A 25,674-nucleotide genomic window follows, 5' to 3' on the forward strand; every position below is an offset into this window, starting at 1 on the left:
GGGTCGGCCCGGCGGCCGGCGCGGCCGCTGGGCTGGGTGGGTGCCGGGTCAGCCCGCTACGGGCACCGGGCTCACGTGGACGCAGGCGGCCCGGTGACCGGGTGCCGCCTCCGCGAGGGCCGGCCACTCGGTCGTGCAGGCCGGTTCCGCGACCGGGCAGCGCGTGCGGAACCCGCAGCCGGACGGTGGGTCGGCCGGGTTGGGCAGGTCGCCGGAAAGCACGATCCGCTCGCGGCCCTGTCCCGGGGTCGCCGACAGCAGGGCTTGGGTGTACGGGTGGCGCGGGTTGGCCCACAGCTCGCGCGCCGGGGCCAGTTCCACGACCCGGCCGAGGTACATCACGGCCACCCGGTCGGAGATGTGCTCGACCACGGCGAGGTCGTGGGAGATGAACAGGAACGCCACCCCGGTCTCGGCCTGCAGGTCGGCGAGCAGGTTGAGCACCTGGGCCTGCACGCTCTTGTCCAGGGCGGACACCGCTTCGTCGCACACGACCAGGTCCGGCGCCGTGGCCAGTGCGCGGGCGATCGCGACGCGCTGCAGCTGGCCGCCGGACAGTTCGTGCGGGAATCGTTCGGCCTGCGCCGCGGTGAGCCCCACCCGCTCCAGCAGCTCCAGCACACGCGGCCGGCGCGCGCCGCGTTCGACGCCGTGCGCCCGGAGGTTGAACTCGATCGACTGGCGCACGCGCAGCCGCGGGTTCAGCGACGTCTGCGGGTTCTGGGGCACCACCTGCAGGCGGGCCCGCAGCGCCCGCAGCCGGGCGCGGCTCAGCCCGGCCAGCGGCTCGCCGTCGAAGGTGACGGCGCCGCTGTCGGGCGACAGCAGGCCCAGCAGCATCTTCCCGGTCGTGGACTTCCCGCAGCCGGACTCGCCGACCACCCCGAGCGTCTCTCCCTTGTGGACGGTCAGGGACACGTCGGAGACGGCCCGCACCCCGTTGCCGAACGTCTTGGTCAGGCCCTCGGCCCGCAGCAGCTCCTCGCTCATCACGCCACCACCGACGCCGGTTCCGGGTTCACCACGGGGCACGCGGCCGAGCGGCCCTCGGCCACCGGGGTGAGCGGGGGGTCGGCCTGGGTGCACGAGGGCCGGGCCCGCGGGCAGCGCGGGGCGAAGGCGCAGCCGTCGGGGAATGCGCCGACCGCCGGCGGTGCCCCGACGATCGAGTGCAGCGCGCCCCGGGCGACCCCGGGCGTGGGCAGCGACTCCAGCAGCCCCGCGGTGTACGGGTGGCGCGGGGCGGAGAGCACCTGCGGCGCGGGTCCCTCCTCCACGAGTCGGCCCGCGTACATCACGCCGACCCGGCCCCCGAAGTCCGCGGCGACGCCGACGTCGTGGGTGACCATCAGCACCGCCATGCCGAGGCGCTGCTGCAGGTCGGCGATCAGTTCGAGGATCTGTGCCTGCACGGTCACGTCGAGTGCCGTGGTGGGCTCGTCGGCGATGAGCACCTGCGGGTCGCAGCTCACCGCGATCGCGATCACCGCGCGCTGGCGCATGCCGCCGGACAGCTCGTGCGGATAGCTGCCGGCCACGCGTTTCGGGTCGGGGATGCCGACCATCGCCAGCAGCTCCTCGGCCCGTCGCCGCGCCGCGGTCTTCACCCGCTCCACGCCGTGGACGGCCAGAGTCTCGGCCAGCTGCGCGCCGATGCGGCGCAACGGGTCGAGCGCGCCCGTCGGGTCTTGCGGCACGAGCGCGATCTGGCCGCCGCGGACGTCGCGCAGCTGTGGCTCGGCGAGCCCGGTGAGCTCGCGGCCGCTCAGCCGCACGCTGCCGCCGAGCTCGGCGGCGGATCCGTAGAGCCGCATGATCGAGCGGGCGGTCACCGACTTGCCGCTGCCGCTCTCGCCGAGCAGCATCATCGTCTCGCCGCGGCCGATCGTGAACGACACGCCGCGCACGACCTCGATCCGGCGGTGCCGGGAGACGAAGGTGGTGGTGAGATCCTCGACCGCCAGGGGCGGGGCCACGGCCGCGTTCATGCCCGCGCCTCCCCTCGCACGTCGAGCAGATCCCGCAGGCCGTCGCCGAGGACGTTGAAGGCGACCGACGCGACGAGGATCGCCAGCGCGGGGATCGCCGCCAGGAACGGCGCGGAGTAGATGTACTGCGTGTGCTCGCTGACCATGAGCCCCCACTCCGGAGTCGGCGGGGAGATCCCGAGCCCGAGGAAGCTCAGCCCGGCCGCGTACACAATGGACAGTCCGATCAGCGCGGTGCAGTACACGATCACCGGCGGGGCGACGTTGGGCAGCACCTGCCGCAGCGCGATGGCCGAGCGGGTGGCCCCGCTGGCCCGCGCCGCCTCCATGTAGTCCAGGTCCACCAGCCGTCGCGTCTCCGTCTCGGCGACGCGCGCCACCGGCGGGACGAGGATCACCGCGAGCGCGATGATCGCGTTGGACAGCCCGGACCCGAGCGCGGCGGCGATGGCGACCGCGAGCAGCACCGCCGGGAACGCGTAGAACACGTCCAGTGTGCGCATGATCAGCCGCTGGCCCCACTTGCCGGACAGGCCCGCGGTGACCCCGAGCCCGGTGCCGACGAGCGCGGCGAAGGCCACCGGGACCAGACCGGCCAGCAGCGACAGACGGGTTCCGTCGACGAGGCGGGCCAGCACGTCGCGGCCCTGGCCGTCGGTGCCGAGGAGGTGGCCGGGGGTGCCGGCCGGCAGCAGCCGGTGCGCGGTGTCGCCCGCGACGGGGTCACCCGCCAGCAGGGGCCCGACGAGGGCGGTGAGCACGATCAGGAGGACCACCGCGGCGGCGACGGTGGCGCTCGCCGTCATCCGGCGGCGGCGCGCCGGGGCGGCGGCCGTTACGGCATCGGGCAGCGACGCCGCCGGTGCCGGTTCGGTCAGTGCGGTCATCGAAGACACTCCTCGAGGAGTTCGGTCGGTGGGGACGGGGACCGGCGACGCTGCCGTCAGGTGCGAATGCGGGGGTCGACGAGGCCGTGCAGCGCGTCGACCACGAGGTTGATCAGCACGAACGCGAACGCGGAGACCAGCACGCCCGCCTGGATCACCGGCAGGTCGCGCTGGGTGATCGACTGGTAGACCAGCAGCCCGATGCCGGGCCACGCAAACACCGCCTCGACGAACACGACACCGCCGAGCAGGTAGCCGACCTGCAGGCCCGCGACGGTCAGCAGCGACGGCACGGTGTTGTGGAACGCGTGGCGCATCACCCGGGGCCGCGACAGGCCGCGCGCGGTGAGCGCCTCCACGAAGTCCATGCTCATCACGTCGAGCACGGACGAGCGGAACATCCGCGCGATGATCCCCGCGGGAACCAGCGCCGCGGTGACCGCGGGCAGGATGAGATGGTCGACCAGGTCCGCGAAACCGCCGTCGCCGTTGGGGTTGTGCATGCCGCTGACAGGAAACAGGCCCGCGTTCGACGCGAGGTAGATGATCAGCAGCAGGCCGATGGAGTACTGCGGCACGGAGATCGAGAACAGTGCGAACGCGTTGCCGAGCCGGGCCGCGATACCGGTGCGGCGCAGGCCGGTCAGGGCACCGACGAGCAGTCCCAGCACGATGGCGAGCGCGCCGGCCGCGACCGTGAGGACGAGTGTGTTCAGCAGCGCGTCCAGCACGATCGGCGCGACCGCGTCGTGGCGGGTGATGCTCGTGCCGAAGTCGCCGGTGAGGGTGTGGCCGAGCCAGGTGAAGTACTGCACCGGCAACGGGTTGTCGAGCCCGAGCCGCGCGTGCAGGGCGGCCCTGGCCTCCGGGCTGCCGGTCGGGCCGAGCATCGAGGCGACCGGGTCACCGGGGATGATCTTGATGGTGATGAAGATGACGATCGAGACGCCGATCAGGATCGGGATCGTCATCAGCAGCCGTCGTCCGAGATAACCGGGCATCACGCCTCCTGCGCGACTGGGGGCAGGCGACGTTGCCGGCGGTTTCGGGGAAGTTGGGCCAGCAGCGCGATGCGGTCGCCCCGCACCCTGGCGAACGCGTATTCCAGCGGCCGTCCGCGGCGGTCGCGGACGAGCCGTTCGAACAGCATCAGCGGTGCGCCCGCCGGCACGTCGAGGACCGCGGCGGCCTCGTCGTCGGCGACGATCGCCTCCACCGCCTGATCGGTCACGCCGAGCTCGAACCCGGCCGCCTCGTAGACCGAATACCACTCGGTCACCGTCCGCCCGTGCCGCACGACGCCGAGCAGAGGTATCGGCACGTAGGCCGTGCAGGCGTAATACGGCTCGGTGCCCAGCACGGCGAGGTACTCGATCACGCCGCACTCGGCGCCCATCGGCAGGTCGAGCCGATCGGCGACGCGCGGCGCGGCCACCTCCTGACTGATCGCGAGAATGCGGTGCGACACCCGTTCCAGCGCCGGTTCGGGACCGTGGAGGTGGCTGAAGGCGTGGCACACCTTGGACGCGACGGAGAACGTGCCGGTCCCCTGCACGCGCTTGACGAGTCCTTCCTCGCGCAGGAGGGCCAGAGCGTCTCGGATCACCTGACGGCTGGCCGAAAAGGACAACATGAGTTCGGCTTCGCCGGGCAACGCCCCGGCGGGTAACTCCTCGTGCACGATGGCCGCACGGAGCAGATCCCGCACCCGGCGGGCGGCGCTGAGACGACGCTTGGTCCGCGGATCCATTCTGGCCTGCTTCATGCAGGAAGCGTGCGCTCGCCGCCGTTTGTCCGGAAGGCCGGAAGCGTAACGCCGTCGTTAAGCCGGAAGCCTCCGCGCGGGAATCGGCCTGACCTGCGCGTAACCCGTCACCGAGCGCCGATACGCGGGATCGGCGCACCTTCCGGCCGGAAGTTTTTCCCGTACTGGCACCGAAGTCGATCTCACGGCCGGCCGGTGGGGCTCGGCCCCGGCACCGGGCCGGGTGATCACCGGGACTCGCCGGCCGGCTGTCCCTTCCGGCGATTCGCTCCGGCGGGTGAGACGGGAAGACCCTCGCTCCCCGCGGCGTTAGTGTGCGGCATGACCGCCGATCTGGAACACGTCCGCGCGCTGTCCCTGCAGGAGAACGGCCTCGCGACCATCTCGACCACCCGCGCAGACGGGACGGTGCACTCGTCCGTCGTCAACGCCGGGGTCTTCGACGACCCCGTGACCGGCAAACCCGGCGTCGCCCTCGTGGCGATGGGCGGGGCGTACAAGCTCAAGCTGCTGCGTGCCACCGGCCACGCGACGCTCACATTCCGCCGCGGCTGGGACTGGGTGTCGGTGACCGGGAAAACCCACCTCATCGGGCCCGACGACCCGGACGAGGCCTTCGACCCGGCCGGCCTGCCGACGCTGCTGCGCGACGTCTTCAAGGCCGCTACCGGAACGCACGACGACTGGGCCGAGTACGACCGCGTGATGGCCGAGGAGCGCCGCGTCGCCGTGTTCGTGGCGGCCGACCGGATCATCGGCAACCGCTGACGCCCGGCGGCGAGCCCGCGCTGTCCGGCGCGGGCTCGCCGTGGCTACTTCTTGGCCTTGCCGCTGTCCTCAGTGGACAGAGCCGCGACGAAGGCCTCCTGCGGGACCTCGACCCGGCCCACGGTCTTCATGCGCTTCTTGCCTTCCTTCTGCTTCTCGAGCAGCTTGCGCTTACGCGAGATGTCACCGCCGTAGCACTTGGCGAGCACGTCCTTGCGGATCGCGCGGATCGTCTCGCGCGCGATGATGCGCGAGCCGATGGCCGCCTGGATCGGCACCTCGAACTGCTGGCGCGGGATCAGCTCGCGCAGCCGAGTGGCCATCCGGTTGCCGTAGCCATAGGCGGCGTCCTTGTGCACGATGGCCGAGAACGCGTCCACGGTCTCGCCCTGCAGCAGGATGTCGACCTTCACCAGCTCGGCGACCTGGTCGCCCGCCTCTTCGTAGTCGAGCGAGGCGTACCCGCGCGTGCGCGACTTCAGCGTGTCGAAGAAGTCGAAGATGATCTCCGCGAGCGGGATGTTGTAGCGCAGCTCCACGCGGTCCTCGGACAGGTAGTCCATGCCGAGCAGCACACCGCGCTTGCTCTGGCACAGTTCCATGATCGTGCCGACGAACTCGCTCGGCGCGAGGATGCTGACCTTCGACACCGGCTCGTGGACCTCGGAGATCTTGAGCCCGCCAGGCCAGTCGGACGGGTTGGTGACCACGACCTCGCTGCGGTCCTCCAGCACCACGCGGTAGACCACGTTGGGCGCGGTGGAGATCAGGTCGAGGCCGAACTCGCGCTCGAGGCGGTCGCGCGTGATCTCCAGGTGCAGCAGGCCGAGGAAGCCGCAGCGGAAGCCGAAGCCCAGCGCGACCGACGTCTCCGGTTCGTAGGCGAGCGCCGCGTCGTTGAGCTGCAGCTTCTCCAGCGCCTCGCGCAGCTCCGGGTAGTCGGAGCCGTCGACCGGGTACAGGCCCGAGTAGACCATCGGCTTCGGCTCGCGGTAACCGGCCAGCGGTTCGGTGGCGCCGTGCCGCTCGGACGTGACGGTGTCACCGACCTTCGACTGGCGGACGTCCTTCACACCGGTGATCAGGTAGCCCACCTCGCCGACGCCGAGGCCCTTGCTGGGCTTGGGCTCCGGCGAGATGATGCCGACCTCCAGCAGCTCGTGGGTCGCGCCGGTGGACATCATGCGGATCTTCTCGCGCGGGGTGATCTTGCCGTCGACCACGCGGATGTAGGTGACGACGCCGCGGTAGGTGTCGTAGACCGAGTCGAAGATCATCGCGCGCGCCGGCGCGTCCGCGTCGCCGACCGGCGCCGGGACCTGGCGAACGACCTCGTCGAGCAGCGCGCCGACGCCGACGCCCGTCTTCGCCGAGACGCGCAGCACGTCGGTGGGCTCGCAGCCGATGATGTGCGCCAGCTCGGCCGCGTACTTGTCCGGGTCGGCCGAGGGCAGGTCGATCTTGTTGAGCACCGGGATGATCTGGAGGTTGTTCTCCAGCGCCAGGTACAGGTTGGCCAGCGTCTGCGCCTCGATGCCCTGTGCGGCGTCGACCAGCAAGATCGCGCCTTCGCACGCTTCCAGGGCGCGCGAGACCTCGTAGGTGAAGTCCACGTGGCCGGGGGTGTCGATCATGTGCAGCACGTGGTCCTGGCCCGCCACCTGCCAGGGCAGGCGGACGTTCTGGGCCTTGATCGTGATGCCGCGCTCACGCTCGATGTCCATCCGGTCGAGGTACTGCGCGCGCATCGCCCGTTCCTCGACGACGCCGGTGAGCTGCAGCATGCGGTCCGCCAGCGTCGACTTGCCGTGGTCGATGTGGGCGATGATGCAGAAGTTGCGGATCAGTTCCGGCGGCGTGAAGGTGGTGTCGGCGAACGTCTTGGGCGCTGTCACTCGTGTGGTCCTCGGGAAAGGTCGGGGGTGGCCGCTTCCTATCGTCCCATGGACCTCCGGGTGCGGTTGGGGGTCATCCCCGATGCGAGCGCGCCGGGCTCGTGATGACCTCGAAGGATGAGCACTCCACACCCTCCCCCGGGGACCTTCGACACCGCGCTGGACCGGGCATTCGGGCACCCCAGCGGCCTGCTGGGCCGCGTCGGCGGCTGGCTGATGTCACGCGGCAACGCCGCCACCGAGCACCGGCTCGTGGACCTGGCGCGGCTGGAACCCGACGAAACCGTGCTGGTCGTGGGCCCCGGCCCGGGCGTCGGCCTCGACGCCGCGAGCCGGCTGGCCGGCGAGGTCATCGGCGTCGAACCGTCGGCCGAGATGCGCGCCCTGTGCCGTGAACGCTGCGGCGATCGCGTGGAGCTGCGCGACGGCACGGCCGCGTCGACCGGCTGTGCCGACGCTTCCGTGGACGTCGTGCTGAGCGTCAACAACGTCCAGCTCTGGGACGACCGCGAGGCCGGCTTCGCCGAGCTGTTCCGCGTGCTGCGCCCCGGTGGCCGGCTGCTGCTGTCCGCGCACGAGAAGTGGCTGCCCGTCCCCCGGCACGAGCTGGCCGCCGAGGTCACCGCAGCGGGCTTCACCGACCTGCAGACGTGGACCTGGGAGCCCCCGGGCTTCGCGACACTGGCGGCGCAGTTGCGGGCCCGCAAGCCCTAGCGGGAGTCCCTCCGCAGCGGGTGGTCGGCCGGCACCTGCACCAGGACGATGCGCAGGCCGTCCGGGTCGGTGATCCAGGCCTCGTCGAGCCCCCACGGCTCGCGGCGCGCCCCGCGGACCGGCGTGACGCCGCGCGCGGCCAGCTCCTCGAGCGTCGCCGGCAGGTCGCGGACCTGCAGCCAGAGGTCGACGGCCGCCGAGGGTGTCGCGTCGTTGCCGCCCACGACCTCGATCGAACCGCCGCCCGCGAAGAAGACCGTGCCACCGGGGAACTCGCGCCGAATCGCCAGCCCGAGCGTGTCCCGGTAGAACGCGGTCGAGGCCTCCAGGTCGCGCGGGTGGATCAGCACCCGGCTGCTCAGTACGTCCATGCGTCCTGCCTACCCGAGTGGCTCAGGCCACCGCAATCGCGACGATCCCGGCCAGCACCACCAGCGAGCCCGCCAGCCGGCGCGCCGCGTTCCGCTCACCGAGCACGAACCACGCCGCGAGCCCGCCCAGCACGATCGACAGCTCCCGTGCCGGCGCGACCAGGCTGACCGGCGCCATCCGCAGCGCGTAGAGCACCAGCAGGTACGCCGCGGGCGAGGCGATCCCGACGATCAGCGTCTCCTTGCGGTGCTCGCGCCACAGCTTGCCGACTTCGGCGCGGTCGCGCAGGGCCGCGGGCGCCAGCAGCACGCTCTGCACCAGCGCGCCGCCGCCGAAGTACACCAGCGGCGGCACCGCGAGCGTCGTCACGGAGTGGGCGTCCCAGAGCGTGTAGGCCGCGATGGTCGCGCCGGTGAGCACGCCGTAGAACACACCGGCGCGGCGCGCTTTGACGTCGGCCTCGCTCCCGCCGAGGCTGATCACGAGCACGCCCGCCACCACCAGGAACGCTCCGATCAGGCCCAGCACGCCGGGGTGCTCGTGCAGCACGAGCACCGCCGCCAGCACCGACAGCAGCGGCCCGGTGCCGCGCGCGAGCGGGTACACGATCGACAGGTCGCCGACGGCGTACCCGCGCTGCAGCACCGTGCCGTACGCCACGTGCAGCACGGCCGTCACCGCGGCGGCGAGCAGCCACGTCCACTGTGGACGTTCGTGTTCGACCAGGAGCGCGATGACGGTTATCGGGAGCAAGACCACGGCCGAGACGGTGTAGTACAGCCACACGAACCGCGGCCCGCCGAAGGTGACGCGCTTGGCCGCGAGGTTCCACCCCGCGTGCACGACGGCGGCGATGAGGACGAACGACAGAGCTGTGGTGTTCACCGGACCCCTTCGGGTCTTCCGCGCACGCGGAAGGCCGGGTCCTCCAGGCTTTTGTCCCGTCAGATGAACGGCGGGCGTCGGGCCGCGCCGATGGTGCCGCTCGGACCTGTCCCGCCGGCCCTGGTTGTCTTGCGTCTTGCGTCGTGTGTTGCTTTGCGGTGCGGCGGGCCGGCAGCGGAACCCTAGGCACTGCGCTCTCCACCGTAGCCGAACCGATCACTCCGGGCCGCCCGAGGGGGCCGCGAGCAGGCCTGTTAGGCTTTCCCGTCGTTGCCGTGCGGCATTCCGTCAGGGAGGAAACCCGGCCGCGCCTGTCTTCACGCCAGGCGCCCGGAGCCACTTCGACGCGGCAGCGACCTTCACCGAGACGAAAGCAGGACGCCTTCATGGCCAACATCAAGTCCCAGATCAAGCGCATCACCACCAACGAGAAGGCCCGTCAGCGCAACCTGGCGATCCGCTCCTCGGTGAAGACCGCGATCCGCAAGTTCCGCGAGGCCGCCGACTCCGGCGACAAGACCAAGGCCCTCGAACTCCAGCGCGACGCCGCCCGCAAGCTCGACAAGGCCGTCACCAAGGGCGTCATCCACGCCAACCAGGCCGCCAACAAGAAGTCGGCTCTCGCGAAGCGCGCGAACCAGCTCTGAGCTGATCGCAGCACCCTGCCAGACCTGAAAAGCCCGGTGACCGCCTGGTCACCGGGCTTTTTCGTGCGTTCTCCGGGTCCGCCGGCGAGCAGCAGCCCTGTGCACTGAGAAACCCCGGCGACAGTCGCTCATCCGGCGGAGGGCTGATGCCAAGCCTGCGCACGCACCGGGCAACCGCCCGGATCATCTCGCGCGGGAAGGACCTGCTCACGAACCGCGCAGCGGGATCACGACGTGCTCAGCAACCCCCCATCCCGCACGACAAATACCTGCTCACGAGCCGCCCGGCGGGATCGCGGCAGGCCCAGCAACCACCCAGGCCATCCCGCGCGACAAGAAGCTGCTCACGAGCCGCCCGCCGGGATCGCGGCGGGATCGCGGCGGGCCCGGCGACCGCCCGGGTGACCGCGCGCTGCAGCGACCGTCGGGCGCGTCGCAGCTTTCCGAGCGTCGGCCTCGGCCGCGCCGGGCAGCGGGCCGAACTACGCCCGGCCGAGCAGCGTCAGCGTTCGCCCTTGGCGGCGACGACCTCGACGACCGCGCGTTCCAGGGCGTAGTCCGCATCGGCCGCCACGCCCTTGACCTCGGCGTTCAGGCGGGCAACCACGCGCATCGCCGTGGCGAGGCCGTCCTGGCCCCAGCCGCGGGACTGGCCCTGCGCCTTGCGGATCTTCCACGGCGGCATGCCCAGCTCGCCCGCCATCTGGTTCGGGTTGCCGCGGCCGGCGGCGGACACGCGGGCGATCGTGCGCACCGCGTCGGCGAGGGCGTCGGCGACCAGCACGTGCGGCACGCCCAGCTGCATGGCCCAGCGCAGCGACTCCAGGGCCGCCGCGCGGTCGCCGCCCACGGCCTTCTCCGCCACGGCGAAGCCGGTCACGTCGGCGCGGCCGGTGTGGTAGCGGCGCACGGCCTGCTCGTCGACCACACCGCCGGTGTCCGCGACGAGCTGCGTCGCCGCGGAGGAGAGCTCGCGCAGGTCGGAGCCGACGGTGTCCATCAGCGCCATCACGCCCGCCGCGTCGATCTTGCCCCCGACCCGGCGCACCTCGTTGCGCACGAACGACTCGCGCTCGGCGGGCTTCGTCAGCTTCGGGCACTCGGTGATTTCCGCGCCCGCCTTTTTCAGCGCCGCGGGCAGCGCCTTGGCCGCCTTGCTGCGCCCGCCGCCGTTGTGCACGACCACGAGCACGATCCCGTCGGCGGGCGCCTTGAGGTACGCCATCACCGCGTCCGCCAGCTCCTGCGAGATGTCCTGCGCGGAGTCGAGCACGATGACCCGCCCCTCGCTGAACAGCGAGGGGCTCACCAGCTCGGCGAGCACGGGCGGTGTGAGTTCGGACACCCGGTTGCGCGTCATCTCGGCCGTCGAATCCACGGCCCGCGCGGCGTCCAGCGACGCGCGGACAGCCCGCTCGATGAGCAGTTCTTCCTCACCGAGGACGAGGTGGAGCGGCGCGGGTGCGGTGGTCACCCCGCCATCCTCTCACCCGCCCGGTCCCGTGCCCGCTCCGGTGATGTGCGCCGCCACCGTGGCACGAGGTGATCGCCATGTCGTACGGTGTACCCGAGGCAGCGCCCGGCACCACCGGAAACACGACGGCGCGCCGACAACTGAACACCGCTCATCCAGAGGGGCAGAGGGAACGGCCCGACGAAGCCCCGGCAACCGGCGTACAGCCTGTCTTCCCGAATTTGCGGGATAGCTGACGACCACGGTGCCAATTCCGGCCCGCTTTTGCGGGGCAGATGAGGAAAGGAACCTCGCGATGACCGTTACCCTCGGCACGACCTCCACCAAGAAGACCCTGGACCTCGGTCCGGCCGTCGAACTGGTGTCGAAGGAAGAGGGCCACCGGCAGCCGCTCGCCCCGGAGTTCGTGTCCGCGGAGGACTTCTCACCGCTCGAGGTCGCCTACGACTTCGGCCGCGTGCGCCGCGAAGACATCGAGGCCGGCCCCAAGAACATCTGGCGCTACAAGAAGCTCCTTCCCGTCCCCTCGACCGTCGAGGAGATCCCGAACACCGAACCCGGCGCCACCCGCCTGGTGAAGGCCGACCGGCTGGCCAAGGCCCTGGGCCTGAAGTCCCTGTGGGTCAAGGACGACACCGGCAACCCCACGCACTCCTTCAAGGACCGTGTGGTCGCCGTCGCGCTGGCCGCGGCCCGCGAGTTCGGCTTCGAAGTCCTCGCGTGTCCGTCGACCGGCAACCTGGCCAACGCGACGGCCGCCGCCGCGGCCCGCGCCGGCTGGCGGTCGGTCGTGCTGATCCCGAAGTCGCTCGAGCGCGCCAAGATCCTCACCACCGCGGTCTACGACGGTGACCTGATCGCCGTCGACGGCAACTACGACGACGTCAACCGCCTCGCCACGGAGCTCGCCGGCGAGCACCCGACGTGGGCGTTCGTCAACGTCAACGTGCGCCCGTACTACTCCGAAGGCTCCAAGACGCTCGGCTACGAGGTCGCCGAGCAGCTCGGCTGGCGCCTGCCGGAGCAGATCGTGGTGCCGATCGCGTCGGGCTCACAGCTGACCAAGGTGGACAAGGGTTTCCGCGAGCTCGGCCAGCTCGGCCTCGTGGAAGCCAGCCCCTACAAGGTGTTCGGCGCGCAGGCCACCGGCTGCTCCCCCGTCTCGGCCGCGTTCCGCGCCGGCCACGACGTGGTCCAGCCCGTGAAACCCGACACCATCGCCCGCTCGCTCGCGATCGGCAACCCCGCCGACGGCCCCTACGTGCTCGACGTCGTCAACCGCACCGGTGGCGCGGTCGAGGACGTGAGCGACGAGGAGGTCGTGGAGGGTATCCGGCTGCTCGCGCGCACCGAGGGCATCTTCACCGAGACCGCCGGCGGCGTCACCGTCGCGACCGCGAAGAAGCTCATCGAAGCCGGCAAGATCGACCCCGACGCCGAGACCGTGCTGCTCATCACCGGCGACGGCCTCAAGACGCTCGACGCCCTCGAAGGCCGCATCGGCCCCAAGGCGACCGTGCCCCCGTCGGCCGAGGCCGTGAGCAAGGCCCTCGGCCTCTGACCGCCGGGCCCGCGGGCCGCTCCCCTAGCGGGGCGGCCCGCGTGGCTCACCCCGGCGCGCCACCGCCGGCCCGCCGGCATCGGGCAGCACGGCCGTGTCACCGTCCACATCGGTCCGCGTCACTAGCACACCCAACGTCCCCAGCACGTCCACTGTGGACTTCGCCGGATGGCCGTAGCTGTTGCCCGCGCCCACGCTGATCATCGCCGCCCGCGCACCCACAGCCTCGAGGAACCGGGGCAACGAGTAGCGCGACCCATGATGGGGAACCTTCAGCACGTCGGCGTGCAGATCCACCCCCTCGGCCAGCAAGTCGGCCTGCGCGGCCAGTTCCACGTCTCCGGTCAGCAGCACCCTCCCCGCTGCCGTGGTCGCCCGCAGCACCACGGAACTGTTGTTGATCATCGTGCCGTCCTGCAGGGCCGCCGCGCGGGCTGTGACGTAGCGCGGCCCGAGCACGTCCAGCGACAGCCCCGGCCAGTCGAGCCGCTGCCCGTCGCTCAGCTCCAGCAGCGGAACGTGGTGTGTCGCCGCCTCCTGCGACACCTGCTGCCACGCCCACGTCGGCGCCCGTCCGGGCCCGACCGCGATCGCTCCCACGGCCCGGCCGTCGAACACCGACGACAGCCCGCCGATGTGGTCGGCGTGCAGGTGGCTGAGCACCAGCAGCGGGATCCGCTCCACGCCGAGCCGCCGCAGGCACTCGTCCACCGGCCCCGGCTCCGGTCCGGTGTCCACGACCACCGCGCGCCCGGGCTCCGCGGTTGCCAGCACCACGGCGTCGCCCTGGCCGACGTCGCACTCCACCATTGCCCAGCCCTTCGGCGGCCAACCGGGCGAGAGCACCCGCGGCGGCACCACGATCAGCAGCACCGCCACCAGCGCCATCGCCACCAGCAGCCGCGCGCGCCGGAACCGGAACACGACCACCACCACGACCAGCACCCCGGCCGCGCACACCCCACCCCACCAGCCACCCGGCCAGGTCAGCACCGCGCCCGGCGCACGGGCCCCGTGCCGCGCGACGGTGATCAGCCAGCGAGCCTCCGGATCGGCCAGGTGCACCAGCACGTGCCCGGCCCCGGGCCACCACGGACCGACCACCGTGGCCAGCACCCCGAGCACCGTGACCGGCGCGACGACGGGCGCCACCAGCACGTTGGTCACCACCGAGACGAGGCTCACCGTGCCCGCCATGCCCGCGATGACCGGCGCGGTGACCACGAACGCCGCCAACGGCACCGCGATACCCTCGGCGTATCCCGGCGGAATCCCCCGGCGCACCAGCGAATCCGCCCAGCGCGGCGCGAGCAGCACCAGCCCCGCCGTCGCGAACACCGACAACGCGAACCCGAAGTCCGCCGCCATCACCGGATCCCACGCGACGAGCACGCACACCGAGAACGCCAGCGCCGGCAACGCGGAGCCACGCCGGCCCAACGCCAGCGCGAGCAGCGCCACCCCGCCCATCACCCCGGCGCGCAGCACACTCGGCGCCGGGCCGACGAGAATCAGGAAGCCACCCAAGCACAATCCCGCCGCGGCCGCCGACACCCGCGGCCCGATGCGCAGCAACCGGCACAACAGCAGCACCGAACCGCACAGGATCGCCAGATTTCCCCCGCTGACGGCCATCAAGTGCGTGAGCCCCGACTCCGTGAACTCCTGCTCGACCTGCTCCGGCAACGCACTCGTGTCGCCCAGAACCAGCCCGGGCAGCAGCCCCGCCGGCTCCTCCGGCAACACCGCGCACAACTCGTGCAGCCCCGCCCGCAACGCCGCGGCCGCCCGCTGCCACCACGGCGCCGGCGTGACCCCGACCGGAGCGCCCTGCACGTAAACGACCGCGGCCGTCAGCTCACCCCCACGCGCCGGCGCCAGGCGACCCGACCCCGTGACCTCCTGGCCCGGCAGGAGATCACCCCACCCGGCCACCGGTGCGAGCAGCAGGACCCGGCCGGTGGACTCCACCTTCCGACCGTCCACTGTGGCCGACTCCACCCGGGCGTCGATCGCCACCGATCTCGTGCCCGCCTGCTGATCGGCGTAGCCGGCGCTGTGGATCGGCCGTGGTCGTTCGGTGACCTCGACGCGGATCGTGCCGGTCACCCCGTGGGCGGCGGCCTGGCCGAGCGCGTCCTGCTCCGCTCCCCTGATGCGCCACGCCGTCGGCAGCGCCACGACGAGCCCCAGAACCAGCAGCGCGCCGGCCGCGCCGAGCCACCTCCCCCCGCCGCCGTGCGAGCAACACGGCGGACAGAACCGCTGCCACGACGCCGGAAACCTCGGCCGCCCACCACCCGAGCCGCAGCCCCGCCAGGGTGCCGACCCAGGCCGCCAGTGCTGCCGGGACGAGCCGAAGGTCGTGGTCACGCCACGAGGGCGCGGCTTCCGGCTGGACGAACATCATCCGACCGTCACCTGCTCGCGCAGCTTCTCGAACTTGCTTTCTCCGATGCCTTCCACGTCACGAAGTTGCTCGACGCTGGAGAAGCCACCGTGCTGGGTGCGCCAGTCGATGATGCGGCCGGCGGTGACCTCGCCGACGCCGGGCAGCGTGTCGAGCTGCTCAGGCGTGGCCGAGTTGAGGTCGAGCTTGCCCGGTGCCGCACCGGCGCCTGCCGGGACCGAGGACGCGACCGCGATGCCGACGGCGAGCTGCTCGCCGTCGGTGAGCTTGCGGGCGAGGTTCAGGCCGGAGAGATCAGTGCCGGGATCCGCGCCGCCGGCGGCCCGCACCGCGTCGGCCACGCGCGAGCCGGCCGGAACGGTGACGAGACCGGGTGCGCGGACGTGGCCGATCACGCTGATCACCAGCTTCGCCGACGTCGAAGACGCCGGCGCCGCGACGGACGGGTGCGCCTTCGCGCTCGGCAGGGACGGCGCCACTTCCGTCGCAGGCGCTCCGCTGAACACTGCGAACCCCGCGGCGATCAGCACGGCCACGACCACAACCCCCAGTACGACGAGGACTCGGGGGTTTTTCAGCACGCCGGGCAGACCGGGGTGGGCCGGGTCGGCGCCGCCGGGCAACCAGCGCCGGACCAGCCGGCCGCCGGGCCCGACGGTGCGTGGGCCCGCCGCCAGCTGGTCGGCCAGCCAGGCGAGCCTGGCGTTCACGGGAGTGCCCGGATCACGGGCGGTCTGCTCGAACACACGTGCGACGCTAGGCGCTGATCGACACCGGCCACCAGGCCGAATCCGCCAGCCTGTGGATAACTGCCCCCTTGTGGACAACTCGGCCTCCGCGACAGCCGAACGCCGATTCCGGTCGGCCCGCGGTGCCATGCTGACGCCCATCGCCGCCCTCGACGGCGCTCCACGGGAGGGACCCCATCATGACGAACGAAGCCGAGATCCGCGCCCTGATCGAAAACTGGGCCGCTGCCGTCCACGCGGGAGATCTGGACGGCGTCCTCGCCGACCACTCCGACGGCATCGTGATGTTCGACGTCCCGCCACCCCACGAAGGGATCCGCGGGATCGACGCGTACCGCGAAACCTGGCCACCGTTTTTCGTCTGGCAGGCGGAAGGTGCGACGTTCACCGTCCTGGAGCTCGACGTGACCGCCGGCGACGACGTGGCGTACGCCTGGGCGCTTCTGCGGTGCGGCACCCCCGCCGATCCACCGGGCCACCACCTGCGGCTGACCATCGGCCTGCGCAAAGACCAGGGTCGCTGGGTGGTGGCGCACGAGCACCACTCGTTCGCCGCCGTCGACGCCGACGCCGCCGAAAACGCCCCCGTGAAATCCGCCCGGGTTGAAAGTGAACGATGACTCATGATAAACCTGAGTCCTGGTTCACTTTCAGGAGGTGTTGGTCATGACCCCCAAGGTCGCCCTGGTCACGGGCGCTTCGTCGGGTATCGGAGAGTCCACCGCGCGAGAGCTGCTGGCGCGTGGCTACACGGTCTATGGCGCCGCGCGAAGGGTGGCGCGGATGGCGGACCTCGCCGCGCGTGGGGTGCGGACGATCGCACTGGACGTGACGGACGAGGAGTCCGCGGAGAAGGCCGTGGCGGCGATCGTCGCGGAGTCCGGCCGGATCGATCTGCTGGTGAACAACGCCGGTTACGGCTCGTACGGCGCGGTCGAAGACGTGCCCTTGTCGGAGGCCCGCTACCAGTTCGAGGTGAACGTGTTCGGGGCCGCGCGGCTGATCCAGCTCGTGCTGCCCGTGATGCGAGCACAGCGCTCGGGCCGGATCGTGAACATTTCCTCGATGGGCGGCAAGATCCACACCCCGCTGGGCGCCTGGTACCACGGCACGAAGTTCGCGCTGGAGGGGTTCTCCGACGCGCTGCGGATGGAGGTGCGGCCCTTCGGGATCGACGTGGTCGTGATCGAGCCCGGCGGGATCGCGACGGAGTGGGGCAACATCGCCGTGGACCACATGAAGGAGGTCTCCGGCGAGGGCGCGTACTCGGACCTGACCGGGAAGCTGGCGAAGGGCATGACCTCGGGTATCAACGCGCGGCTGATGTCCCAGCCGTCCGTGATCGCGAAGACCGTCGCCAAGGCTGCGACCGCCCGGCGCCCGCGCACACGTTACGCTGCGGGTTTCGGCGCGAAGCCCTTGATTTTCCTGCGCCGCGTCCTGCCCGACCGCGCGTTCGACACCCTGATCATGAGGGCCGTCGCGAGCTGACCCCGGAGAACCGATGGAGCCGTCCCGCCCATTGCGCGCCGACGCGGTGCGCAACCGCACGAAGATCCTCGACGCGGCGCGGGAGCAGATCACCCGGTTCGGCCCCGACGTCCCGATGGACACCATCGCCGAGGCCGCGGGGGTCGCCGTGGGCACGTTGTACCGGCATTTCCCGACGAAAACCGACCTCGTCACGGCGGTGATCGGCGAGCACAGCCAACTGATCACCGAGGCGATCGAGGCGGCGGCCGAGCGGGTGGCCGGCGGCGCCGACGCGATGACGGAGATCTCGGCGCTGATGAGCCACATCGTCGAGGCGGCGGCCGACGACCGGGCGGTGAAGGCCGCGGCGCAGAACGTCGGGGCGGAGTACCTCACGCCCGAGCAGGAGAGCCGCAGCCGCGCGGCCACGACACGGATGATCGAGGCCGCCCAGCGCGACGGCAAACTGCGCGACGACGTGACGGCCGACGACTTCTACCTGCTCATCCTGACGGCGCCGACGGACGTCGAGCCGGCTGTGCGGGCGCGGTGGCTGGAGCTGTTCCTCGCGGGCTTCACCACCGGCAAGGGCTGAAACCCTTACCGGCGGGGAGGATCACCGCTCCCGCTGCACGACCACCCCGAGCACGCCCGGCCCGGTGTGCGCGCCGATCACGGCGCCCAGCTCCGAGACCACGCAGCCGCCGGCGCAGCCGGGCACGGCTTCCTCCAGGCGGTTGGCCAGCTCGACGGCTCGTTCCGGCGAGGCGAGGTGGTGCACGGCGAGCTCGACCGGGCCTTCGCCGGCCGCCTCCACGGCGAGCTCGACCAGCCGCGCCATGGCCCGGTTCATGGTCCGGACCTTTTCCAGCGGAAGGATGCGCCCTTCGGACATGTGCAACACCGGCTTCACCGCGAGCGCCGTGCCCAGCAGCGCCGCCGCCGATCCGATGCGGCCACCGCGGCGGAGGTGCTCGAGGGTCTCGACCACGAACAGCGTGGACGAGCGACCGGCGGCCTCGACCGCGGCCGCCTCGACGTCGACGGCCGATTTGCCGGCGGTGGCGGCGACCGCGGCGTGCAGCGCGGCGAACCCGAGTCCCATCGCGGTCGTGCGCGAGTCGACCACGCGCACGAGGTCCGGACCGACCTCCTGCGCGGCGAGCACGGCGGCCTCCCACGTGCCGGAGAGCTCTTTGGACAGGTGCACCGACACCACGGACTCGGCGCCGTCGTCGAGCGCGGCGCGGAAGACGGTCGCGAACTCGGCGGGAGTGGGCCGGGATGTGGTGACGATTTTGCGCTCCCCCAGCGCTTCCGCGAGCGCGGCGGGCCCCATCTCGGTGCCGTCGTAGGAGACGGCACCGTCGACGAGGACGTGCAAGGGCACCACGCGCACCGAGTGCCGGTCGGCGAAGCCCTCCGGCAGATGGGCGGTGGAGTCCGTGATCACGGCGACCGACACGCCGTCAGCCTACGTGGCCGGGGCGCAAAGCCGGTGTCATCAGCTTCGCCATGGCCGTGCCGACTGCTTCGTGTCCCGCCCAGCCCCAGTGCATGCCGTCGGGGTTGCCCTCGCCGCCGAGCACGTGGTCGCCCACGACGGAGGGGAGGTCGAGCAGCGGAACGTCCAGGCGCGCGCCCCACGCCGCCATCGCGGCGGCCGCGGCGGGGCGGGCGGTGTGGACGCGGCCGTACGCGTCGGCGCGGTGCACCGACGGCAGCATGCCGAAGATCGGCAGCTCGGGCCGCAACACGCGCAACGCCTCCACGGCGAGGTCGAGGTAGTGCACGGTCAGCTTCGCGGGCAGCACCGCGGGCCGGCCCCGAAGCACGACGGACAACCGCGGCTGCGCGGCGAGATACGCGCCGCGCACGATCCGGCGCACGCCGTCAGGCCGGAGGTAACGCAAGCCCGTGCGGAGGTAGGTCGGCAGCGGCGACGGGAGCGTGTCCATGCTGCCGATCGCCAGCACGACGGCGTCCACGTGGTGCAGATCGGCCCACACGCGCGGGTCGCCGGTCAGCGACCACCACACGTCGCGCGCAGTCCAGCCGATGCCGGCGACGACGTCGGCGCGCCCGTCGAGCGCGGTGGCCGCGACGTTGGGCCACAGGCGTGGTTCGTCGGCGGCACAGGGACCCTCGGGACCGTGGAAGCTCAGCGAATCACCGAAGACGAGCAGGTGCGAGCCCATCGATCAGCCGGTGATCCCCGCGTTGTACGCATACAGTCGCCAAGCGTCGTCGCGGCGGCCGAGCTCCACCCAGTGGCAGTTCATGATCCCGCCCAGCGACGGCCAGATGTCGATCGGCAGGCCGAGCAGCTTCGCCGTGAGCGCCACGATCAGGCCGCCGTGCGACGCGAGCAGCACCGACTCGCCGGGGTCGGAATTCGGCTGCAGCAGGTCGTTCACGACCTCGCCCGCGCGGCCGGCGACGTCCACTCGGGACTCACCGCCCGGCGGCGCCCACGCGGCGTCGGTGCGCCACTTGTCGCGCTCGCCGGGGTGCGCGGCGTCGACCTCGGGGCCGGTCATGCCCTGCCACTCGCCCAGGTGCGTTTCGCGCAGGCGCTTGTCGATGCGCAGCGGCACGCCGATCGCTTCGGTGAGGACGGTGGCCGTGTCGGTGGCACGGTGCAGGTCCGACGCGATCACCAGGTCGGGCGAGAACCGCGCGAGCGCGGGAACGGCGAAGCGCGCCTGGTTCCAGCCGACCGGGGTCAGCGCGGAGTCGAGGTGGCCCTGCATGCGGCCGGCGGCGTTGTAGTCCGTCTCGCCGTGTCGCCAGAGCAGCAGCCGCTTCAGGCTCACGCGTCCAGGCCGTCCGCGCTGTCCGCCGCGGCGTCGCGATCGGCCGCGGCGGCGGGCTCGAGCCCTTCGACCTCGATGCGCGGGCAGTCCTTCCACAGCCGCTCCAGGCCGTAGAACGAGCGCTCTTCCTGGTGCTGCACGTGGACGACGACGTCGACGTAGTCCAGCAGCACCCAGCGGCCTTCGCGGGCACCTTCGCGGCGCACCGGCTTGTGCCCGCCGATGCGCAGCTTCTCCTCGACGTTGTCGACGATCGCACCGACCTGCCGCTCGTTGGGCGCGGACGCGATCACGAAAGCGTCGGTGATCACGAGCTGGTCGGACACGTCCAGCACGACCACGTCGCTGGCCAGCTTGTCGGCTGCCGCGTGCGCGGCCGCGACGGCCAGCTCTCGTGCCTCGGACGTCGCTGCCACAGTGCTCCTTCAGGGTTCGGGGTACGCCCGGACGAGGGTACCCGGTCACTCACCTCGGTCTTTGCGGTACAGGTCCTTCTTGGCGATGTAGCGGACCACGCCGTCGGGCACGAGGTACCAGACGGGCTCGCCGCGCTCCACCCGCTCGCGGCACCCGGTGGACGAGATCGCCATCGCCGTGACCTCGACGAGGCTGACCTTGCCGCTCGGCAAGTGGTGGGAGTTGAGCCGGTAGCCGGGGCGCGTGACCCCGATGAAGTGCGCGAAGTCGAACAGCTCGTCGGCCTTGTGCCAGGTCAGGATCTGCTCCAGCGCGTCGGCTCCGGTGATGAAGAACAGCTGGTCGTCCGGGTACTCCTCGTGCAGGTCCCGCAGTGTGTCGACGGTGTAGGTCTGGCCGCCGCGGTCGATGTCGACGCGGCTCACGGAGAACACCGGGTTGGACGCGGTGGCGATCACCGTCATCAGGTAGCGGTCCTCGGCGCGCGTCACGACGCGCTCGGACTTCTGCCACGGCTGCCCGGTCGGGACGAAGATGACCTCGTCCAGCGCGAAGCGCGACTGGACCTCACTGGCCGCGACGAGGTGACCGTGGTGCACGGGGTCGAACGTGCCGCCCATGACCCCGATCCGGCGTGGTGACATAGCCGATGAGCCTATACGCGCGGGCGCGCGAGGGCTCCCCGTTCAGCATGCGACCTGCGTAACGCGCAAGCCCGGCCTACCCGCTCCCCAGGAGGAAGGCCGGGCCCGCGCGCCACGCTCCGGCGGTCAAGGGGGCATCGCCGGGCGACCGGTCACCTCCCCCGAGAGGCACCGGTTGCCGAGGAGAGCCGGGACCGCGGGGTGCCTTACGCGGTTCGCAGTTGTGACTTGAGTCACATAACTGTACGCATCCGGTCGCGAACGGTCCGTTCGTGCCACGTCCGGCTCCCGTTCTGTCGGCCGCATGGGGTAGACCGGGGACGTGGACACCACCGAAGCCCTTCGCGAGCGCGCCGAGACCCTGCTGCGTGCGCTCGCCGGCGAAACCGCGACCCTGCGCGAAGACCAGTGGACGGCGATCGAGGCCCTCGTCGCCCACCACCGGCGCGCGCTCGTCGTGCAGCGCACCGGGTGGGGCAAGTCGGCCGTGTACTTCCTGGCCACGGCCCTGCTGCGCGAGCAGGGCGCCGGTCCGACCGTCATCGTCTCGCCCCTGCTCGCGCTCATGCGCAACCAGATCTCGGCGGCCGCGCGCGCTGGGATCCACGCGGCCACGATCAACTCGGCCAACGCGCAGGAGTGGGACCAGGTGCAGGCGGCGGTGGTCGCCGGCGACATCGACGTGCTCCTGGTGAGCCCCGAACGGCTCAACAACCCCGATTTCCGCGACGCCGTGCTGCCGAAGCTCACCGCGAGCGCCGGGCTGCTCGTGGTGGACGAGGCACACTGCATCTCCGACTGGGGCCACGACTTCCGGCCCGACTACCGCCGGCTGCGCACGCTGCTGGGCGACCTGCCCGAAGGCGTGCCGGTGCTGGCCACCACGGCGACGGCCAACGACCGCGTGGCCACCGACGTCGCCGACCAGCTGGGCATCGGCACGGGCGGAGACACGCTCGTGCTGCGCGGCCCGCTCGACCGCGAGAGCCTGCGGCTGGCCGTGGCCGAGCTGCCGACGGACCAGGCGCGCCTGGCCTGGCTCGCCGAGCACCTGGCCGAGCTCCCGGGGTCCGGCATCATCTACACCCTCACGGTCGCGGCGGCCCACGACGTCGCGGCGCTGCTCGGCGAGCGCGGCTACCCCGTCGCTGCGTACACGGGCAAGACCGACCCGGCCGACCGTCAGGCCGCGGAAGACGACCTGCTGGCCAACCGGGTCAAGGCGCTCGTGGCCACGTCGGCTCTCGGGATGGGCTTCGACAAGCCCGACCTCGGGTTCGTGGTGCACCTGGGTGCACCGTCGTCGCCGATCGCCTACTACCAGCAGGTCGGGCGTGCGGGCCGTGGCGTGGAGCGCGCGGAGGTCGTGCTGCTGCCGGGCCGCGAGGACAAGGCGATCTGGGCGTACTTCGGCTCGCTGGCCTTCCCCGACGAGCTACGGGTGTCGCAGGTGCTGAACTCGCTCGCGTACGCCGACCGTCCACTGTCGACAGCCGCGCTCGAGCCGACCGTGGAGCTGTCGCGCTCGCGGCTGGAGATGGTGCTGAAGGTGCTCGACGTCGACGGCGCGGTCCGGCGCGTGCGCGGCGGCTGGGAGAGCACGGGTCAGGAGTGGCAGTACGACCGCGACCGCTACGCCCGGGTCGCGAAAGCGCGCGAGGCCGAGCAGTCGGCGATGCTCGGTTACCTCTCCACGACCGGCTGCCGCATGGAATACCTGCGCCGCCAGCTCGACGACCCGGACGCGGCGCCGTGCGGCCGTTGCGACAACTGCACCGGGCAGCACTGGGACACGGCGGTGTCGGAAGAGGTCGTGGGCGCGACCCGCGAGCGCCTGGACCGGCCGGGCGTCGAGGTGGCCCCGCGCAAGCAGTGGCCCAGCGGGATGAAGGGGCTCGACGTGCCGCTGTCGGGCCGCATCGCCGCCACCGAGCAGGCCGAGCCGGGCCAGGTGCTGGGCCGCCTCACCGACGTCGGCTGGGGCTCACGGCTGCGCGAGCTCGTCGGCCCGGGCGCGGTCGACGACGTGGTCCCGGAGTCGGTGTTCCAGGCCTGTGTGAAAGTCCTGGCGGCGTGGCCGTGGGCGGAGCGCCCGACGGCCGTCGTGGCCGTGCCCTCGGCAACCCGGCCGGTCTTGGTGGCGAACCTCGCGGAGCGCCTCGCCACCCTCGGCCGCCTGGAACACCTGGGCACGCTCGACTCCGCCGGCCCACCCCCGCGGCAGGCCAACAGCGCCCAGCGCCTCGCCGACCTCTGGCAGCGCCTCTCCCTGCCCGACGACGTCGCCACCCGCGTCGCCGAGACCCCCGGCCCCATCCTCCTCGTGGACGACGTCATCGACACCGGCTGGACGATGACTCTGGCTTCCCGCCTCCTCCGCAAGGCGGGCGCGAAGGCGGTGTTGCCCTTCGGTTTGGCCAGCACCTCCTGACCCCACGCACGCCGACGAGCCGCACGGGGACAAACGCACGCAGAGTCGCCACGCGCGCGACGGCGGTCCACGCCCGCGCGGCAAAACAGCAGGTAGCCGCCGGCCACCACCGCTGCCAGCAGCCGCGATTGAGCTGACGGTGGGCGTAAAGGCGGTGCTGCGGTTCGGTTGGGCCACCACCTCCGGAGCCGCCGCCCGCACCGACGATCCGCGCGCACGGGCAACCGGCCGTCAGCCGGGAACTGTTCGGCCGCCACCGCTGCTGGCAGCCGCGGTCGGACTGGCGGGCGGGCGCGAAGGCAGCACTGCCCTTCGGGCCGCCCAGCGCTCCGGACTCGGCAACCAAGGCCACCGCACCCACGGGCCCAGACCACCGAGGCCGTCCGACCAAACCCACATCCAGTCGGTGAAGAACTACCGATCTCCAGGCATTTCTGGCACAGTGCCCTTCCACGCGAGCGGGACGTGGAGGTCGCCATGGCCGGATCGACGGCGGAGGTCGCGACGAGGCACCGGTTGCCGGTGCGGAAGTTGTTCGCCGCCAGTGCCGGGAATGCGCTGGAGTGGTTCGACTGGACGATCTACGCGACGTTCAGCATCTACTTCGCGGGCGCGTTCTTCCCCTCCGGCAACGAAGCGCTGGCGTTGATCAACACGTTCGCCACCTACGCGCTCGCGTTTTTCTTCCGGCCGCTGGGCGGGGTGCTGCTCGGGCGGTTCGCCGACGTGCACGGGCGCAAGCCGGCGATGATCCTCACCATCGCGCTCATGGCGGGCGGGTCGGTGGCGATCGGGGTGCTGCCGACGTTCGCGCAGGTCGGGTGGCTCGCGCCGGTGCTGCTGCTCGTGGCGCGGGTGGCGCAGGGGCTGTCGCTGGGTGGCGAGGTGTCGAACGCGTCGGCGTACCTGGGGGAGATCGCGCCGGCGAAGAGGCGCGGGCGGTATTCGTCGTTCTTCTACATCTCCACCGGGTCGGCGGTGCTGGTCGCGACCGTGCTGGGGTTCGTGCTGGCGCGGACGATGGACAAGGCGCAGCTCGCGTCGTTCGGCTGGCGGATCCCGTTCCTGCTGGGCGGGGTGCTGGGTCTCGTGGGCCTGTGGTTGCGGCGCAGTCTCGCGGAAACCGAGCTGTTCGAACAAAAGAAGGAGCAGGCTCGGCGCGTCGAGCGGCCGTTGCTGACCACGCTGACGCACCACCCGAAGGCCGTCGGGCAGCTCGTGGGCTTCACGATGCTGTCGACGCTGTGCTACTACACCTTCTTCAGCGCCCTCACCTCCTTCGCCGTGAAGACGCGCGGGGCGAGCGACGTCGACGTGTTCCTCGCGCTCTCGATCGCCACCGCGCTGTTCGTGGCGCTGCAGTACCCGATGGGCGCGCTCGCCGACCGCGTCGGGCGCCGGCCGCAGCTGCTGGTGTGGTCGGGCGCGACGGCGCTGGTGATCGTGCCGCTGTCGTTCCTCGTGCGGCCCGGGCTCGGCGGGCTCCTCGTGGTGTTCTGCGTGGGACTGGGCCTGTACACGGCGATGACGTCGCTCGCACCCGCGATCATGAGCGAGCTCTTCCCCACCGAGCTGCGCGGGCTGGGCATCGGGGCTTGGTACAACCTCACCGTCGCCCTCTTCGGCGGGACCGCGCCCCTGGTGCTCAGCGCGCTGTCCGCGGCCGGCGCGGCCACGGCGTTCTTCTGGTACGTCGCGGTCGCCGCGGCCATCGCGTTCCTCGTGGTGCTGCGCCTGCCCGAGACCAAGGGCAGCGAACTGCGGTAATCCCTTCGAGC

At 71.9% G+C, this 25,674-nt stretch carries 24 protein-coding genes, 1 pseudogene and 1 riboswitch; of the genes and pseudogenes, 9 read left to right on the plus strand and 16 right to left on the minus strand.

Going from position 1 to position 25,674, the window contains the following annotated elements; translation table 11 throughout:
* Window positions 1-48: 48 nt before the first annotated feature.
* Genes AB0K15_RS24640 through AB0K15_RS24660 form a run of 5 tightly spaced genes read right to left on the minus strand, consistent with a single transcriptional unit; the run spans window position 49 to window position 4,640 of the window.
* On the minus strand, window positions 49-990 hold the full coding sequence (locus AB0K15_RS24640; RefSeq protein ID WP_364054744.1) for an ABC transporter ATP-binding protein: 942 nt from the start codon (window positions 988-990) through the stop codon (window positions 49-51).
* Entirely contained in the window at window positions 990-1,988 is a 999-nt protein-coding gene (locus AB0K15_RS24645; protein WP_364054747.1) for an ABC transporter ATP-binding protein, read from the minus strand. The genes AB0K15_RS24640 and AB0K15_RS24645 overlap by 1 nt, the downstream gene beginning before the upstream one ends.
* The gene (locus AB0K15_RS24650) at window positions 1,985-2,875 is read right to left on the minus strand and encodes an ABC transporter permease (RefSeq protein ID WP_364054750.1); all 891 of its coding nucleotides are present in this window, start codon (window positions 2,873-2,875) and stop codon (window positions 1,985-1,987) included. The genes AB0K15_RS24645 and AB0K15_RS24650 overlap by 4 nt, the downstream gene beginning before the upstream one ends.
* A gap of 56 nt (window positions 2,876-2,931) precedes the next feature.
* The gene (locus AB0K15_RS24655; protein ID WP_364054753.1) at window positions 2,932-3,876 is read right to left on the minus strand and encodes an ABC transporter permease; all 945 of its coding nucleotides are present in this window, start codon (window positions 3,874-3,876) and stop codon (window positions 2,932-2,934) included.
* Window positions 3,876-4,640, minus strand: a complete 765-nt coding sequence (locus AB0K15_RS24660; protein ID WP_364054756.1) for a GntR family transcriptional regulator — start codon at window positions 4,638-4,640, stop codon at window positions 3,876-3,878. The genes AB0K15_RS24655 and AB0K15_RS24660 overlap by 1 nt, the downstream gene beginning before the upstream one ends.
* 321 nt (window positions 4,641-4,961) lie before the next feature.
* Between AB0K15_RS24660 and AB0K15_RS24665 the strand changes: the two genes are divergently transcribed.
* On the plus strand, window positions 4,962-5,408 hold the full coding sequence (locus tag AB0K15_RS24665) for a pyridoxamine 5'-phosphate oxidase family protein (protein ID WP_364054759.1): 447 nt from the start codon (window positions 4,962-4,964) through the stop codon (window positions 5,406-5,408).
* A gap of 44 nt (window positions 5,409-5,452) precedes the next feature.
* Here the strand turns inward: AB0K15_RS24665 and lepA are convergent, their stop codons facing one another.
* The gene (gene lepA, locus AB0K15_RS24670; RefSeq protein ID WP_364054762.1) at window positions 5,453-7,303 is read right to left on the minus strand and encodes a translation elongation factor 4; all 1,851 of its coding nucleotides are present in this window, start codon (window positions 7,301-7,303) and stop codon (window positions 5,453-5,455) included.
* Between the two features lie 117 nt (window positions 7,304-7,420).
* On the opposite strand from lepA, the gene AB0K15_RS24675 reads away from it, so the two are divergent.
* A complete protein-coding gene (locus AB0K15_RS24675) occupies window positions 7,421-8,017 on the plus strand; it encodes a class I SAM-dependent methyltransferase (RefSeq protein WP_364054765.1) in 597 nt (198 codons plus the stop codon).
* Here the strand turns inward: AB0K15_RS24675 and AB0K15_RS24680 are convergent.
* Window positions 8,014-8,388 carry a VOC family protein gene (locus tag AB0K15_RS24680; RefSeq protein ID WP_360600483.1) on the minus strand — a complete coding sequence of 125 codons (375 nt, stop codon included), beginning with the start codon at window positions 8,386-8,388 and terminating at the stop codon, window positions 8,014-8,016. The two genes, AB0K15_RS24675 and AB0K15_RS24680, sit on opposite strands and share 4 nt — an antisense overlap.
* A gap of 22 nt (window positions 8,389-8,410) precedes the next feature.
* Window positions 8,411-9,274 (minus strand): EamA family transporter, encoded by an 864-nt coding sequence (locus tag AB0K15_RS24685; RefSeq protein WP_364054769.1) that lies wholly within the window; start codon window positions 9,272-9,274, stop codon window positions 8,411-8,413.
* Window positions 9,275-9,660: 386 nt separating this feature from the next.
* Between AB0K15_RS24685 and rpsT the strand changes: the two genes are divergently transcribed.
* On the plus strand, window positions 9,661-9,921 hold the full coding sequence (rpsT, locus tag AB0K15_RS24690) for a 30S ribosomal protein S20 (protein ID WP_220242854.1): 261 nt from the start codon (window positions 9,661-9,663) through the stop codon (window positions 9,919-9,921).
* 502 nt (window positions 9,922-10,423) lie between these two features.
* Here rpsT and holA read toward each other — a convergent pair.
* The gene (gene holA / locus AB0K15_RS24695; protein WP_364054772.1) at window positions 10,424-11,395 is read right to left on the minus strand and encodes a DNA polymerase III subunit delta; all 972 of its coding nucleotides are present in this window, start codon (window positions 11,393-11,395) and stop codon (window positions 10,424-10,426) included.
* 148 nt (window positions 11,396-11,543) lie between these two features.
* Window positions 11,544-11,677, plus strand: a riboswitch (SAM riboswitch).
* Between the two features lie 13 nt (window positions 11,678-11,690).
* On the opposite strand from holA, the gene thrC reads away from it, so the two are divergent.
* On the plus strand, window positions 11,691-12,956 hold the full coding sequence (gene thrC, locus AB0K15_RS24700; protein ID WP_364054775.1) for a threonine synthase: 1,266 nt from the start codon (window positions 11,691-11,693) through the stop codon (window positions 12,954-12,956).
* Between the two features lie 24 nt (window positions 12,957-12,980).
* Here thrC and AB0K15_RS24705 read toward each other — a convergent pair.
* A pseudogene (locus AB0K15_RS24705) lies at window positions 12,981-15,363 on the minus strand (ComEC/Rec2 family competence protein).
* Window positions 15,363-16,112, minus strand: coding sequence for a ComEA family DNA-binding protein (locus tag AB0K15_RS24710; RefSeq protein WP_364054778.1), 750 nt, complete (start codon window positions 16,110-16,112; stop codon window positions 15,363-15,365). Before AB0K15_RS24710 ends, AB0K15_RS24705 begins: the two are co-directional and overlap by 1 nt.
* Before the next feature lie 182 nt (window positions 16,113-16,294).
* Here AB0K15_RS24710 and AB0K15_RS24715 point away from each other — a divergent pair, with 182 nt between their 5' ends.
* Genes AB0K15_RS24715 through AB0K15_RS24725 form a run of 3 tightly spaced genes read left to right on the plus strand, consistent with a single transcriptional unit; the run spans window position 16,295 to window position 18,183 of the window.
* A complete protein-coding gene (locus AB0K15_RS24715) occupies window positions 16,295-16,735 on the plus strand; it encodes a nuclear transport factor 2 family protein (protein WP_364054781.1) in 441 nt (146 codons plus the stop codon).
* A 46-nt stretch (window positions 16,736-16,781) separates the two neighbouring features.
* Window positions 16,782-17,606, plus strand: coding sequence for an oxidoreductase (locus AB0K15_RS24720; protein ID WP_364054784.1), 825 nt, complete (start codon window positions 16,782-16,784; stop codon window positions 17,604-17,606).
* 13 nt (window positions 17,607-17,619) lie between these two features.
* Window positions 17,620-18,183 carry a helix-turn-helix domain-containing protein gene (locus AB0K15_RS24725; protein ID WP_364054787.1) on the plus strand — a complete coding sequence of 188 codons (564 nt, stop codon included), beginning with the start codon at window positions 17,620-17,622 and terminating at the stop codon, window positions 18,181-18,183.
* Between the two features lie 21 nt (window positions 18,184-18,204).
* Here the strand turns inward: AB0K15_RS24725 and AB0K15_RS24730 are convergent, their stop codons facing one another.
* From AB0K15_RS24730 to nadD, 5 genes are read right to left on the minus strand one after another with little or no spacing between them, the layout of a single operon-like run.
* Window positions 18,205-19,053, minus strand: coding sequence for a DegV family protein (locus AB0K15_RS24730; RefSeq protein ID WP_364054790.1), 849 nt, complete (start codon window positions 19,051-19,053; stop codon window positions 18,205-18,207).
* Window positions 19,054-19,057: 4 nt separating this feature from the next.
* Window positions 19,058-19,786 carry a diglucosylglycerate octanoyltransferase gene (gene octT / locus AB0K15_RS24735; protein WP_364054793.1) on the minus strand — a complete coding sequence of 243 codons (729 nt, stop codon included), beginning with the start codon at window positions 19,784-19,786 and terminating at the stop codon, window positions 19,058-19,060.
* A 3-nt stretch (window positions 19,787-19,789) separates the two neighbouring features.
* Window positions 19,790-20,404 carry a histidine phosphatase family protein gene (locus AB0K15_RS24740; RefSeq protein ID WP_364054796.1) on the minus strand — a complete coding sequence of 205 codons (615 nt, stop codon included), beginning with the start codon at window positions 20,402-20,404 and terminating at the stop codon, window positions 19,790-19,792.
* Entirely contained in the window at window positions 20,401-20,820 is a 420-nt protein-coding gene (gene rsfS / locus AB0K15_RS24745) for a ribosome silencing factor (protein WP_364054799.1), read from the minus strand. The genes AB0K15_RS24740 and rsfS overlap by 4 nt, the downstream gene beginning before the upstream one ends.
* Window positions 20,821-20,865: 45 nt before the next feature.
* A complete protein-coding gene (gene nadD, locus AB0K15_RS24750) occupies window positions 20,866-21,465 on the minus strand; it encodes a nicotinate-nucleotide adenylyltransferase (protein WP_364054802.1) in 600 nt (199 codons plus the stop codon).
* 322 nt (window positions 21,466-21,787) lie between these two features.
* Between nadD and AB0K15_RS24755 the strand changes: the two genes are divergently transcribed.
* Together AB0K15_RS24755 and AB0K15_RS24760 are read left to right on the plus strand one after the other, a co-directional pair.
* Complete coding sequence (locus AB0K15_RS24755; RefSeq protein WP_364054805.1) at window positions 21,788-23,896, plus strand: RecQ family ATP-dependent DNA helicase; 2,109 nt, start codon at window positions 21,788-21,790, stop codon at window positions 23,894-23,896.
* Window positions 23,897-24,373: 477 nt separating this feature from the next.
* Window positions 24,374-25,663, plus strand: coding sequence for an MFS transporter (locus tag AB0K15_RS24760; RefSeq protein WP_364054808.1), 1,290 nt, complete (start codon window positions 24,374-24,376; stop codon window positions 25,661-25,663).
* The last annotated feature ends 11 nt before the right edge of the window (window positions 25,664-25,674 follow it).

Origin of the sequence: Amycolatopsis sp. NPDC049253, assembly GCF_040678995.1 — a bacterium.
GTDB lineage: Bacteria > Actinomycetota > Actinomycetes > Mycobacteriales > Pseudonocardiaceae > Amycolatopsis.

What these genes read in the sequence shown, in the direction of transcription:
- AB0K15_RS24640 (WP_364054744.1), bottom strand. Translation starts at nt 990, where the DNA reads ATGAGCGAGGAGCTGCTGCGGGCCGAGGGCCTGACCAAGACGTTCGGC.
- AB0K15_RS24645 (WP_364054747.1), bottom strand. Translation starts at nt 1,988, where the DNA reads ATGAACGCGGCCGTGGCCCCGCCCCTGGCGGTCGAGGATCTCACCACC.
- AB0K15_RS24650 (WP_364054750.1), bottom strand. Translation starts at nt 2,875, where the DNA reads ATGACCGCACTGACCGAACCGGCACCGGCGGCGTCGCTGCCCGATGCC.
- AB0K15_RS24655 (WP_364054753.1), bottom strand. Translation starts at nt 3,876, where the DNA reads ATGCCCGGTTATCTCGGACGACGGCTGCTGATGACGATCCCGATCCTG.
- AB0K15_RS24660 (WP_364054756.1), bottom strand. Translation starts at nt 4,640, where the DNA reads ATGAAGCAGGCCAGAATGGATCCGCGGACCAAGCGTCGTCTCAGCGCC.
- AB0K15_RS24665 (WP_364054759.1), top strand. Translation starts at nt 4,962, where the DNA reads ATGACCGCCGATCTGGAACACGTCCGCGCGCTGTCCCTGCAGGAGAAC.
- AB0K15_RS24675 (WP_364054765.1), top strand. Translation starts at nt 7,421, where the DNA reads ATGAGCACTCCACACCCTCCCCCGGGGACCTTCGACACCGCGCTGGAC.
- AB0K15_RS24680 (WP_360600483.1), bottom strand. Translation starts at nt 8,388, where the DNA reads ATGGACGTACTGAGCAGCCGGGTGCTGATCCACCCGCGCGACCTGGAG.
- rpsT (WP_220242854.1), top strand. Translation starts at nt 9,661, where the DNA reads ATGGCCAACATCAAGTCCCAGATCAAGCGCATCACCACCAACGAGAAG.
- thrC (WP_364054775.1), top strand. Translation starts at nt 11,691, where the DNA reads ATGACCGTTACCCTCGGCACGACCTCCACCAAGAAGACCCTGGACCTC.
- AB0K15_RS24715 (WP_364054781.1), top strand. Translation starts at nt 16,295, where the DNA reads ATGACGAACGAAGCCGAGATCCGCGCCCTGATCGAAAACTGGGCCGCT.
- AB0K15_RS24720 (WP_364054784.1), top strand. Translation starts at nt 16,782, where the DNA reads ATGACCCCCAAGGTCGCCCTGGTCACGGGCGCTTCGTCGGGTATCGGA.
- AB0K15_RS24725 (WP_364054787.1), top strand. Translation starts at nt 17,620, where the DNA reads ATGGAGCCGTCCCGCCCATTGCGCGCCGACGCGGTGCGCAACCGCACG.
- octT (WP_364054793.1), bottom strand. Translation starts at nt 19,786, where the DNA reads ATGGGCTCGCACCTGCTCGTCTTCGGTGATTCGCTGAGCTTCCACGGT.
- nadD (WP_364054802.1), bottom strand. Translation starts at nt 21,465, where the DNA reads ATGTCACCACGCCGGATCGGGGTCATGGGCGGCACGTTCGACCCCGTG.
- AB0K15_RS24760 (WP_364054808.1), top strand. Translation starts at nt 24,374, where the DNA reads ATGGCCGGATCGACGGCGGAGGTCGCGACGAGGCACCGGTTGCCGGTG.